11 protein-coding genes are annotated in these 12,117 nt (G+C 52.1%); 1 reads left to right on the top strand and 10 read right to left on the bottom strand.

Translation table 11 applies throughout. The annotated features are described in order from the left end of the window. Nucleotide 1: 1 nt before the first annotated feature. Genes mraY through mraZ form a run of 7 tightly spaced genes read right to left on the bottom strand, consistent with a single transcriptional unit; the run spans nt 2 to nt 7,437 of the window. Nucleotides 2–1,084 (bottom strand): phospho-N-acetylmuramoyl-pentapeptide-transferase, encoded by a 1,083-nt coding sequence (gene mraY, locus OI69_RS06670; RefSeq protein ID WP_039347737.1) that lies wholly within the window; start codon nt 1,082–1,084, stop codon nt 2–4. Further along, a complete protein-coding gene (gene murF, locus OI69_RS06665; RefSeq protein ID WP_039347734.1) occupies nt 1,078–2,439 on the bottom strand; it encodes a UDP-N-acetylmuramoyl-tripeptide--D-alanyl-D-alanine ligase in 1,362 nt (453 codons plus the stop codon). The genes mraY and murF overlap by 7 nt, the downstream gene beginning before the upstream one ends. After that, nucleotides 2,436–3,941 carry a UDP-N-acetylmuramoyl-L-alanyl-D-glutamate--2,6-diaminopimelate ligase gene (gene murE / locus OI69_RS06660; protein ID WP_039347730.1) on the bottom strand — a complete coding sequence of 502 codons (1,506 nt, stop codon included), beginning with the start codon at nt 3,939–3,941 and terminating at the stop codon, nt 2,436–2,438. The genes murF and murE overlap by 4 nt, the downstream gene beginning before the upstream one ends. Next, nucleotides 3,928–5,691, bottom strand: coding sequence for a peptidoglycan glycosyltransferase FtsI (locus OI69_RS06655; protein WP_039347727.1), 1,764 nt, complete (start codon nt 5,689–5,691; stop codon nt 3,928–3,930). Before OI69_RS06655 ends, murE begins: the two co-directional genes overlap by 14 nt. A gap of 23 nt (nt 5,692–5,714) precedes the next feature. Then, nucleotides 5,715–6,035, bottom strand: a complete 321-nt coding sequence (gene ftsL / locus OI69_RS06650; RefSeq protein WP_010298037.1) for a cell division protein FtsL — start codon at nt 6,033–6,035, stop codon at nt 5,715–5,717. Then, complete coding sequence (gene rsmH, locus OI69_RS06645) at nt 6,032–6,976, bottom strand: 16S rRNA (cytosine(1402)-N(4))-methyltransferase RsmH (RefSeq protein ID WP_039347724.1); 945 nt, start codon at nt 6,974–6,976, stop codon at nt 6,032–6,034. Before rsmH ends, ftsL begins: the two co-directional genes overlap by 4 nt. Nucleotides 6,977–6,978: 2 nt before the next feature. Continuing rightward, nucleotides 6,979–7,437 (bottom strand): division/cell wall cluster transcriptional repressor MraZ, encoded by a 459-nt coding sequence (gene mraZ, locus OI69_RS06640; protein ID WP_039347722.1) that lies wholly within the window; start codon nt 7,435–7,437, stop codon nt 6,979–6,981. Nucleotides 7,438–8,086: 649 nt separating this feature from the next. On the opposite strand from mraZ, the gene OI69_RS06630 reads away from it, so the two are divergent. Further along, complete coding sequence (locus OI69_RS06630; protein WP_039347716.1) at nt 8,087–8,524, top strand: L-alanine exporter AlaE; 438 nt, start codon at nt 8,087–8,089, stop codon at nt 8,522–8,524. A gap of 67 nt (nt 8,525–8,591) precedes the next feature. Here OI69_RS06630 and cra read toward each other — a convergent pair whose 3' ends face one another. The 3 genes from cra to ilvI form a co-directional block, all read right to left on the bottom strand. After that, on the bottom strand, nt 8,592–9,596 hold the full coding sequence (cra, locus tag OI69_RS06625) for a catabolite repressor/activator (protein WP_039347712.1): 1,005 nt from the start codon (nt 9,594–9,596) through the stop codon (nt 8,592–8,594). A gap of 275 nt (nt 9,597–9,871) precedes the next feature. Beyond that, nucleotides 9,872–10,363, bottom strand: coding sequence for an acetolactate synthase small subunit (ilvN, locus tag OI69_RS06620; protein WP_005975253.1), 492 nt, complete (start codon nt 10,361–10,363; stop codon nt 9,872–9,874). Nucleotides 10,364–10,365: 2 nt separating this feature from the next. Next, nucleotides 10,366–12,084, bottom strand: coding sequence for an acetolactate synthase 3 large subunit (gene ilvI, locus OI69_RS06615; protein WP_039347709.1), 1,719 nt, complete (start codon nt 12,082–12,084; stop codon nt 10,366–10,368). Nucleotides 12,085–12,117 lie beyond the last annotated feature (33 nt).

The following is a 12,117-nucleotide window of genomic DNA, read 5'->3' as shown; positions in this document are numbered from 1 at the left end:
CTTACCGTACCTTCAGCGTTGCCAGGCCAATCAGCACCAGCATCAACGAAATAATCCAGAAGCGCACAATCACACGCGGTTCCGGCCAGCCCTTAAGTTCATAATGATGATGAATCGGAGCCATACGGAAGATCCGCTGCCCACGCAACTTAAAGGACCCGACTTGCAGAATCACCGACAGCGTTTCGACCACAAAAACACCGCCCATAATTACTAACAAAAATTCCTGACGCAGCAGAACCGCGATTGTCCCCAGTGCACCGCCCAGCGCCAGAGAACCGACGTCGCCCATGAAGACCTGCGCCGGATAGGTGTTAAACCACAGGAACCCCAGCCCCGCGCCAACAATCGCGGTGCAGACAATCACTAACTCACTGGCATGACGGATATACGGAATATGCAGGTAACCGGCAAAATTCATGTTCCCTGTGGCCCATGCCACCAGCGCAAAGCCCGCAGCGACAAACACAGTCGGCATGATCGCCAACCCGTCCAGACCATCGGTCAGGTTGACGGCATTACTGGTGCCGACAATCACAAAGTAGGCCAACACGACATAGAGCAGGCCTAATTGCGGCATCACATCTTTAAAGAACGGCACAACAAGTTGTGTAGCCGATGTATCTTTACCGATGGAATACATGCTGAAAGCCACCACGAGCGCTATCACTGACTGCCAGAAATATTTCCAACGGGCAATCAACCCCTTGGTATCCTTACGCACCACTTTGCGGTAATCATCAACAAAACCGACCGCACCGTAGCCTGCTAATACCAGCAGTACGCACCAGACATACGGGTTAGACAGGTTCGCCCACATCAAAACAGAAACGATAATCGCCACCAGGATCATCACGCCGCCCATTGTTGGGGTGCCGCGCTTGCTGAAATGTGATTCAGGCCCTTCGTTGCGTACCACCTGCCCAATCTGCAACCGTTGCAGCCAGGCGATCATATGTGGCCCCATCCATAAGGAAATAACCAATGCGGTCAGCAGGCTGACAATGGCGCGGAACGTCAAATAAGAAAAGACGTTAAAGCCGGTATAAAGTTTGGCCAAATGTTCGGCCAGCCAGACTAACATTGCGCATTCTCCTGTAATGCATGTACAACCTGCTCCATCGCAGCACTGCGTGAGCCTTTTACCAATACGCTGATGACGTTATGTTCTGACATCAGCACCTTCAAACGTGAAACCAGTGCGGCTTTATCCTCAAAATGCTCACCATTGCCGCTGGCAGTGCCGATCAATTCACTCAATCTTCCCACACTCAATACGCGATCAATGCCCGCAGCACGCGCCGCTTCGCCCACCTGACGATGACACTCTGGCGCGTCATCCCCCAGTTCGCCCATATCACCGACGACCATAACGCGGTAGCCCGGCATTTCCGCCAACACCTGTGCCGCCGCGGTCATCGAACCCACATTCGCGTTGTAACTGTCATCCAACAGCAGCTTGCCTTCAGACAACGCAATCGGGAACAACCGCCCCGGCACCGCCTGAAGCTGGGATAATCCGGCTTTAACGGCTTCCAGCGTCGCGCCAACAGACAGCGCCAACGACGCCGCCGCCAGTGCATTCGAGATGTTATGCCGCCCCGGTAAAGGCAGCAGAACCGGCGTTTCGCCAAACGGCGTGTGCAGAGTAAAACGCGTGCCTTGCGCTAGAACCGCTACGTCACTGGCAAAAAAGTCGATGTCACAACCAGCCTGTGGTGAAAAACGCCAGACCGTTTTATGATTCAACATCACCTGCCAGTGCGGGAAATCGTTGCTATCCGCATTCACGATCGCCACACCGTCTACTGGCAAACCTGCAAAAATCTCACCTTTCGCCTGTGCCACACCGGACAATGAACCAAACCCTTCCAGATGCGCAGCGGCTAAGTTATTGACCAGCGCGCTTTCTGGCCGCACTAAATCAGTGGTATAGGCAATCTCACCAATGTGATTCGCCCCTAACTCAATCACCGCAAACTGGTGTTCCGCCGTGAGGCGTAGCAGAGTGAGCGGCACGCCGATGTCGTTGTTAAAGTTACCAGCGGTATACAGTACGGAGCCGCACTGGCGTAGAATCGCCGCCGTCATCTCTTTAACCGAGGTTTTACCGGAAGAGCCTGTCAGAGCGACAACACGCGCCGTTGACTGCTGGCGAACCCAACCGCCCAATTGCCCCAACGCCAAACGTGTATCGCTGACGAGCAACTGCGGCACATCGACAGGTAAGTGCTTACTGACCAACAGGGCCGCCGCGCCGCCTTTTACCGCATCAGCCGCGTAATCATGCGCATCAAATTTCCCGCCTTTCAGCGCGACAAACAAACAACCTGATGACAGCTTACGCGTATCGGTTGAAACATCTTCAATATCAATACTTTCACCGATCAGTTGCGCATTCAGCGCCGTAGCAAGCTGCTGTAAGGAGACGCGAATCATGCAATCACCCCCAGCAGGCGAGCAACGGTGATACGATCGGAATAATCAAGACGCTGATTGCCAACCAGTTGATAATCTTCGTGTCCTTTACCCGCAATCAGCACTACGTCATTTTCCTGCGCCTGCATGATCGCGCTGGTGACAGCTTCAGCACGTCCATGAATCACCTGCACCCGTCCAGCATCCAGCAGCCCGGAGAGAATATCCGCCACGATCGCCTGAGGCTCTTCACTACGCGGGTTATCATCCGTGATCACAACACGATCGGCCAGTTGTTCCGCGATGCCCCCCATAAGTGGGCGCTTACCTTTATCGCGATCGCCACCGCAGCCAAACACGCACCAGAGTTTCCCCTGGCAGTGCAAACGCATCGCTTCAAGCGCTTTTTCCAGCGCATCCGGCGTGTGAGCGTAATCAACCACCACCGTTGGTTTCCCTTCCGCATGGAAAACTTCCATGCGACCGCACACAGGTTGCAGTTGAGATCCTGCGATAACCAACTTATCAAGTGGGTAGCCAAGAGACAGTAGCGTTGCCAGCGCCAACAGCATATTGCTGACGTTAAACGCCCCCATCAGGCGACTTTCAATTTCACCGTGTCCCCAGCTTGAATCAAACGCAATCGAGGCACCGTTATCGTGATAATCAATCTGTGTGGCTTTCAGCCAGCGCCCGCGGCAGCCGGGAACCAGCTTACTTTTAAGAAGAGGAGAGGTTTCCATGGTTACCGCAACGGCATCCGGCAATTTCGCCAGCCAGCGCAATCCGACTTCATCATCGGCATTGATAATCATCTGCCCCACGCGATGCTCGGCGAACAACGTCCATTTGGCTGCTTCATAACTTTCCATATCGCCGTGGTAATCCAGATGGTCACGGCTCAGGTTAGTGAACACCGCCGCCGCAAACGGCAGCGCGGCTACGCGATGCTGCACCAACCCATGGGAAGAGACTTCCATGGCGGCAAACGTCGCACCTTGTTCTACCAAATGGCTCAGTACCTGCTGGACATCGACAGCGGAACCCGTCGTATTCTCTGTTGGAATCGCCCGCCCTAACAGGCCATTGCCAACGGTGCCCATCACTGCACTTGTTTCGCCTAACGCCTGGCTCCACTGTGCCAAAAGCTGGGTCGTTGTCGTTTTTCCGTTGGTTCCCGTTACACCAATTAGCTGTAACTTCTCCGCCGGCTGCTGATAAAAACGGCCCGCCAACGCGGAAAGTCGCTGGTTCAGATTACTGAGATACACCACTGGCACGCCGTGCATTTCGCGCACCGAGCCATCAGCCGTCTCACCTTCTGCTTCGGCAACAATCGCTGCTACGCCTTGCGCAATGGCCTGCGGAATATAGCGCCGTCCATCTGTTTTGTGTCCGACAATCGCGACAAACAGATCCCCGGCAGCCGCGACGCGGCTGTCTAATGTCATTTCCCGCAGCGCGCATGCCGGAGTGTCTTGCACCCACGGCGCAAGTAAATCGCGCAAATTACGATCTGCCACCTGATCCCTCTTCTCTATTAATTACAAACTCATTTTTGTCGCCCGTCGGTAACGCATCCGGTTCGATATTCATCGTACGCAGAACGCCCCCCATAATGGCGCCAAAGATTGGCGCAGAAACTGCGCCACCGTAATACTTCCCTGCCTGTGGATCGTTAATCACAACGACCAGAGCAAAACGTGGGTTACTGGCTGGAGCTACGCCCGCGGTATAGGCAATATATTTGTTGATGTATTTCCCATCCGGCCCGACTTTCTTGGCCGTACCGGTTTTAATCGCGATACGATAACCTTTGATGGCTGCCTTAGTACCGCCGCCGCCCGGTAGCGCCACGCTTTCCATCATGTGCACCACAGAGCGTACCAACGCTTCAGGGAAGACACGCTCGCCAGGAACGGGGGGATCGACTTTGGTAATCGACAGAGGACGATAAATACCGAAACTGCCGATTGTGGCATAGACTCGCGCTAACTGTAACGGTGTTACCATCAGCCCGTAGCCGAAAGAAAAGGTGGCCCTCTCTATGTCAGACCACCGTTGTTTTTGAGGATATAAGCCACTGCTTTCTCCGACCAACCCCAAATTGGTCGCTTTTCCTAACCCAAAGCGCGCGTAGGTATCCACTAACGCAGAGGAAGGCATCGCTAACGCCAGTCTGGAAACACCGACGTTACTCGATTTCTGAAGTACTCCCGTTAACGTCAATTCGCTGTAGCGCGCCACATCTTTGATTTCATGGCCATTGACATAGTAAGGAAGCGTATTGAGCACACTATTCTCTTTGATGACACCACGCTGCAACGCTGTCATCACTACCATCGGTTTCACCGTAGAACCCGGTTCGAAGATATCGGTGATAGCACGGTTACGCATAATATCTTTCGGCGTATCCGCCAGATTGTTCGGGTTATAAGACGGACTATTCGCCATCGCCAGCACTTCACCGGTATTAACATCAACCAGTACGGCGGTTCCTGACTCGGCTTTGTTAAAGGCAACCGCGTTGTTGAGTTCACGGTAGACCAGCGCCTGCAAGCGTTCATCAATACTGAGCGCCAAATTATGTGCAGCCTGACTATCAACGGAGGAAATATCCTCAATCACACGGCCAAACCGGTCTTTACGCACGGTACGTTCGCCGGGTTGCCCAGTCAGCCAGCGGTCAAAACTTTTCTCAACCCCTTCAATACCCTGTCCATCGATATTGGTGAAACCGATGAGGTGAGAGGTTACTTGCCCAGAAGGATAGTAGCGGCGAGATTCCTGCCGCAGATTAATGCCCGGCAGTTTCAGCTTATGGACGTATTCACCAATAGCCGGATTGACCTGACGAGCGAGATAGACAAAGCGACCTTTAGGGTTGGCATTGATCTTCGTTGCCAACTGATCCAACGGGATATCAAGCGCGTCGGAAAGGGCTTTCCAGCGCGTATCCAACGTAATGCCACCGCGATCGTTCACTTCTTTCGGATCGGCCCAAACGGCATTAACCGGCACGCTGACGGCCAAAGGGCGACCAGCCCGATCGCTGATCATACCGCGCGCCGTTGGAACTTCCTGCACGCGTAGGGAACGCATATCCCCTTCGCGCACCAGCTTGTCAGGATTGATGACCTGGAGATAAGCCGCACGCGCCATCAAGCCAGCCATCGCAAGCAGGATACAGCCGCAAAGCAACGCAAAACGCCAGCTAACAAAGCTGGCTTGATCTTCCTGGCGCTTTAACTTTCCTGTACGGGCTGCTTTCATGCTTCGCTGGTTGCCTATTTAGTTCATTGCTTAACCACAATATTTTCCTGTGACGGATCAACATGCCCCATTTGCAATTTTTCCGTCGCGATCCGCTCAACGCGGCTATGATCCCCCAAAGAGTTTTCCTCCAGGATCAGGTTTCGCCATTCGATATCCAACGCATCACGCTCCAGAAGAAGTTGCTCGCGCTCTGCTGTCAGTAAGCGCGTCTTATGCGCCGTGGTGACCACAAAAACCGCAGAAACGAGTACGGCAACCATCAGCAATACCGGGAGCTTGGCATTACGCAGCAGATCCTCACCGATGACGCCAACCAGCGTATGCCGTTCATTACCGATCATGCTGGTAGTCTCTCAGCGAACCGCAGTACGGAGCTGCGCGCGCGTGGATTTTCTGCCACTTCTTCTTCCGAAGGCATCAGCTTCTTTCCAACGGCTTTTAACGTTTGTCCACCTTGACTGCGCAATTGTTCTTCCGTTAACGGCAGGCCAGCAGGCACCTGTGGCCCACGGCTCTGATGGCGAATAAACCGTTTCACGATACGATCTTCTAACGAGTGGAAGCTGATCACCGACAGACGCCCCTGCGGAGCCAGTACGCTCAGTGCACCTTCCAACGCCCGCTCGATCTCTTCCAGTTCGCTATTGATATAAATGCGGATCGCCTGAAAACTGCGCGTCGCCGGGTGCTTATGCTTTTCTCTGACGGGGCTGGCAGCGGCGATCAATTCAGCCAGCTCTTTTGTTCGCGTCATCGGCTCAGTACGGTTACGTTCCACAATGGCGCGGGCAATCCGCTTGGCAAAACGCTCTTCACCAAATGTTTTCAACACCCAGACAATGTCATCCACTTCCGCTTTCATCAGCCATTCGGCAGCAGACAGACCACGCGTCGGATCCATACGCATATCCAGAGGGCCATCGCGCATAAACGAAAACCCGCGCTCAGGGTCATCAAGCTGAGGGGAGGACACGCCAAGATCGAGCAGCACGCCATCGATACGCCCGGTCAACCCGAGTTCCGCGACATACTCCGCCATCGCGGAAAAGGGACCGTGAATAATAGAAAAACGAGGATCGTCAATTGATTTGGCGGCGTCGATGGCCTGAGGATCGCGATCGATAGCTAACAGACGCCCTTCCGGCCCCAGTTGGGAAAGAATCAGACGAGAATGACCACCACGGCCAAATGTGCCGTCAATGTATATGCCGCCGCTGCGAATGTTCAGGCCATTAACTGCCTCATCCAGCAGGACGGTGGTATGTTTATAATTTTCCAGCATGACTATAGCGATAGGTCCTGCAACCGCTCAGATAAGGGTTCCTGAGTCGATTGTTCAGCGTCAATATCATCCCTGACCTGTTGATACCAAGTCTGTTCATCCCACAGTTCAAACTTGTTGAACTGCCCGACTAGCATCACTTCTTTTTTGAGGTCTGCATGTTGCCTTAACGTATTCGCAATCAACAAACGCCCTGCACTGTCCATTTGGCACTCGCTGGCATGCCCCAATAACAAACGCTGAATACGACGTTCAGCAGGGTTCATACTCGACAAGCGAGACAATTTTTGTTCAATGATTTCCCATTCAGGTAAGGGATAAAGCAGCAGGCATGGCTGATGCAGGTCAATAGTACAAACCATTTGACCTTGCGATTCCTCATTCAGTATTTCCCGATATCGGGTAGGCACAGCAAGGCGCCCTTTACTGTCGAGGTTAACCAGCGTAGCCCCACGAAACATACCTGAATTACCCCTCCATAACCTTTTTCACCACTTTACCCCACAAAATCCCACCTTTAAGAGTGTACGGAGGGTATGAAAACCTTGTCAAGCCAGAGCCGACGCGCTGTGGGATTATTCCTGCATGAATGAAAGCCGACATAGAGGTAAAAAGAATAAGGGGGCAAAATCAGCAAAGATTAACACCATGATAATTTGAGAGAAAATTATAGAAAAACGGGGACATTGCAAACCTATAACCACTAATCCCAATATCTCGATTATTTTTATTGTCACAAGCTGATACCAAAGACATAAGATTTTCAGAATAGTCTCATCAGAGCGCACACCTTGAATACCAAGGCCTGCGCGCGCAGGCAGCATCATACCGTATCGATTAGCCCCTCGTAAGAACATCACGCACCAGAAAAAACACAACCTATTGATTTTAAATGTTTTTAAATCCATTCTCACGATAAAAAAACGAAAAACTTATCGAACAGAAATAAAGTAGCGTAAAAGTATAAAAAACAATCACAAATAAATATTTTTACCTAATATGAAGCCGACAATCCAGTGATGTAAACTACACAAACAATATAAGGCATGACAAAAAACCACATAATCAACCTGCACTAGTTTATCCAACCTAAGAATGGAGCAGCAAAGTATGTTTTCCCCGACGTCACGATTGCGAAGTGCTACCGCAGATACTTTTGCGCTCGTTGTCTATTGTTTCATCACCGGCATGGCCATTGAAATCATGCTTTCCGGTATGAGCGTCGAGCAATCGCTGTCTTCACGCTTGTTATCTATCCCCGTCAATATTGCCATCGCCTGGCCGTATGGGCTTTATCGCGATCGCATGTTGAACATCGCCAGACGCCACGGCGGTGAGCATTTCCTGGTGCGCAGCGTTGCTGACCTGTTTGCCTATGTCAGTTTCCAATCCCCGGTTTATGCCATTATTCTCTGGTCTATCGGGGCGAATCCTGCGCAAATCCTGACCGCCGTCACCAGTAATCTGGTGGTGTCGATGGTCACAGGCGTGATATACGGCTATTTTTTGGAATATTGCCGCCGGTTATTCCGGGTAGCATTGCCATAAAAACGCATTGAAGTGGGGTAAGGAAGAGGCGCCATAGTCAACTATGGCGCAGAAAAGCAGAGGGAGATTATACGCGGCTCAGTGAGCCACGGCGGTACAGGTTGCGGCGGATACGATTCAAACCCGGTTTCGGCCTTTTCGGTTCATCCAGACTGGCCAACACCAGTTCCAGTACACGTTCCGCGACTTCACGATGACGCTGAGCAACGGACAATACCGGGCATTCCAGATAGTCCAACAGTTCATTATCGCCAAAGGTCGCGATAGCCAGATTATTCGGCAAACGCCCGTTAATCTTTAGGTTAACGTCCATCACCCCCTGTAATAGCGGGAAAGAGGTCGTGAATAATGCCTCTGGCATAGGATTATTTTGCAAATAATCCATAAACGCCGCGGCAGCGGCAGCACGCTCATAGCTATTGGAATAAAGATACTTTACTTCACGCGCATCGCCCGCCCATGCCTGACGAAATCCCTGTTCACGTAGGAAGCTGACAGAAAGCTCGGGCAAAGCACCAAGATAGACGACCGATTTCGCAGGCACTTTCCTTAATTCCTGCGCCAGCATTTCGGCATCTTCAAGATCGGCACCGACCACGCTGGTAAAGTGCTCACGATCTAACGCCCTGTCTAACGCGATAATCGGCAGGCTGCCGTTTATCCACCGCTGATAAAACGGGTGCTCGGGGGGTAACGCGGTGGAAACAATAATGGCGTCAACCTGGCGCTGTAACAGGTGCTCAATACAGCGCATCTCGTTGTCCGGCTGATCTTCTGAACAGGCGATTAATAACTGATATCCGCGCTGCCTGGCCTGACGCTCCAGATAGTTGGCGATACGCGTATAACTGGTATTTTCCAAATCGGGAATAACCAAACCAATTGAACGTGTGCGCCCGGCACGTAATCCAGCCGCGACGGCGTTGGGATGATAATTGTGCTCCCTGACGACAGCCATGACTTTCTCAACGGTCTTATCGCTAACGCGATATTGTTTTGCTTTCCCGTTAATGACATAGCTGGCTGTCGTGCGTGAAACACCCGCAAGACGCGCGATTTCATCCAGTTTCACGATAACCCCTTAGTAGGCCCGAAAATAAATAGGCCGGATAAATAAAATAAATAGTGCGATGACCATAAAATCACCATGGATATGGCGTAGATCTAACAGCAGAAGCTTTTGTACAGCAACTGCTTTTATCACGTTACCCGTATATTTTAAGCTGTCATATCAATAATGGACGTCTTTTAACCTGAAATATATTGCGCCGATATAAAATAAGGGGAAGTAAAAAGGCTCGATACTAATATCGAGCCTCTGAAAGAAAAAAAACAGGGGAAAGTCGATTAACGCATAATTTTATCGCCGCGTGATACGCCAACGATCCCAGAACGCGCCACTTCAACAATTTCGGCGACTTCACGCACGGCACTGAGAAAGGCATCCAGTTTATCACTGGTGCCAGCAAGCTGTACGGTATAAAGCGAGGCGGTGACATCCACAATCTGACCGCGGAAAATATCGGCGCAGCGTTTCACTTCTTCACGGCCATATCCTGTAGCTTGCAGCTTCACCAGCATGATCTCACGTTCAACGTGCGCCCCTTGCCCCAGTTCACTGACGCGCAGAACATCCACCAGCTTGTGCAGTTGCTTTTCGATCTGCTCCAGCACTTTCTCATCGCCCACCGTCTGGATAGTCATTCGGGATAGCGTTGGATCTTCAGTGGGTGCCACCGTCAGGCTTTCGATATTGTAGCCGCGCTGTGAAAACAGGCCGACGACCCGTGACAAGGCGCCTGATTCATTCTCAAGTAATACTGATAAAATCCGCCGCATGATCAGGTTCTCTCCGTTTTGCTCAGCCACATTTCATCCATCGCCCCGCCGCGAATCTGCATGGGGTAAACATGCTCGCTGCTGTCGATATTGATATCAACAAACACCAGACGATCTTTCTGCGCCAGCGCTTGTGACAGCTTACTTTCCAGTTCGTCGGGCGTATCGATAGAAATCCCGACGTGACCGTACGCTTCAGCCAGCTTGACGAAATCCGGTAACGATTCCATATAAGAACTGGAATGGCGACCAGAGTAAATCATGTCCTGCCACTGCTTCACCATGCCGAGGAAACGGTTGTTCAGATTGATCACCACAATCGGCAAATCATATTGCAGCGCCGTAGAAAGCTCCTGAATATTCATCTGAATACTGCCGTCGCCCGTTACGCAAATGACCGTTTCTTCCGGCAGCGCGAGTTTGATGCCCAGTGCCGCAGGCAAACCAAAGCCCATGGTGCCCAGTCCACCGGAGTTTACCCAGCGGCGCGGTAAATCGAACGGATAGTACAACGCGGCAAACATCTGATGCTGACCGACGTCTGAGGCCACATAGGCTTTGCCTTCCGTCAACCGATGCAACGTTTCAATCACCGCCTGCGGTTTAATCTTGTCGCCTTCGGTGCTGTATTTCAGACAATGACGTCCACGCCACTGCTCAATCTCCTGCCACCAATCGCGCAGCGCATCGAACTGTTGCTGCGCGTCATCCTGCGCCAGTAACTCCAGCATCAGGCTCAACACCTGTTTAGCATCGCCCACGATGGGAATATCCGCATTGACCGTTTTGGAAATCGACGCGGGATCGATATCAATATGCAATACCGTCGCATTCGGACAGTACTTCGCCAGGTTGTTCGTCGTACGGTCATCGAAGCGCACCCCTACGGCGAAAATGACATCAGCGTGATGCATCGCCGTGTTGGCTTCATACGTCCCGTGCATCCCCAGCATACCGAGGCATTGACGGTGCGTTCCGGGAAAACCGCCCAACCCCATCAGGGAGGTCGTCACTGGCAGATTAAGTTTTTCCGCCAGCGTCAGCAGTTCTTCATGGCACTCTGCGTTAATCACGCCGCCGCCGCTGTAGATGATCGGCTTTTTGGCTGCCAGCAGGGTTTGCAGCGCGCGACGAATCTGGCCTTTGTGTCCTTGCACCGTGGGGTTATAGGAACGCATGCTGACACTTTCGGGATAAACGTACGGCAGCTTATTCGCCGGATTCATGATGTCTTTCGGTAAATCGACCACTACAGGGCCTGGACGTCCGGTTGATGCCAGATAAAATGCTTTTTTCAGGATCGTCGGGACATCTTCCGCTTTTTTGACCAGAAAACTGTGCTTAACGATAGGTCGGGAAATCCCCACCGTGTCGCATTCCTGAAAGGAATCATAACCAATCAGAGAAGTGGCAACCTGACCGGACAACACCACCATAGGAATGGAGTCCATATACGCCGTGGCGATACCGGTAATCGCGTTTGTCGCACCGGGACCGGACGTGACCAGCACGACACCGACCTCCCCCGTCGCACGCGCATAGCCATCCGCCATATGTACCGCGCCTTGCTCATGCCGCACCAAAATATGCTCAATACCACCAACGGTATGCAGGGCGTCGTAAATATCCAGCACCGCACCGCCCGGATAACCGAACACATGTTTTACGCCCTGATCGATCAACGATCGGACCACCATTTCGGCGCCTGACAACATCTCCATGGTTCTGCCTCTTTTGTTCAGAAAGCGGGAGCC

Source organism: Pectobacterium fontis, assembly GCF_000803215.1.
Lineage (GTDB): Bacteria > Pseudomonadota > Gammaproteobacteria > Enterobacterales > Enterobacteriaceae > Pectobacterium > Pectobacterium fontis.
This window is presented reverse-complemented; position numbering and strand designations above follow the sequence as displayed.

What these genes read in the sequence shown, in the direction of transcription:
- ftsL (WP_010298037.1), bottom strand. Translation starts at nt 6,035, where the DNA reads ATGATCGGTAATGAACGGCATACGCTGGTTGGCGTCATCGGTGAGGAT.
- OI69_RS06630 (WP_039347716.1), top strand. Translation starts at nt 8,087, where the DNA reads ATGTTTTCCCCGACGTCACGATTGCGAAGTGCTACCGCAGATACTTTT.
- ilvI (WP_039347709.1), bottom strand. Translation starts at nt 12,084, where the DNA reads ATGGAGATGTTGTCAGGCGCCGAAATGGTGGTCCGATCGTTGATCGAT.
- OI69_RS06655 (WP_039347727.1), bottom strand. Translation starts at nt 5,691, where the DNA reads ATGAAAGCAGCCCGTACAGGAAAGTTAAAGCGCCAGGAAGATCAAGCC.
- murF (WP_039347734.1), bottom strand. Translation starts at nt 2,439, where the DNA reads ATGATTCGCGTCTCCTTACAGCAGCTTGCTACGGCGCTGAATGCGCAA.
- mraZ (WP_039347722.1), bottom strand. Translation starts at nt 7,437, where the DNA reads ATGTTTCGTGGGGCTACGCTGGTTAACCTCGACAGTAAAGGGCGCCTT.
- ilvN (WP_005975253.1), bottom strand. Translation starts at nt 10,363, where the DNA reads ATGCGGCGGATTTTATCAGTATTACTTGAGAATGAATCAGGCGCCTTG.
- mraY (WP_039347737.1), bottom strand. Translation starts at nt 1,084, where the DNA reads ATGTTAGTCTGGCTGGCCGAACATTTGGCCAAACTTTATACCGGCTTT.
- rsmH (WP_039347724.1), bottom strand. Translation starts at nt 6,976, where the DNA reads ATGCTGGAAAATTATAAACATACCACCGTCCTGCTGGATGAGGCAGTT.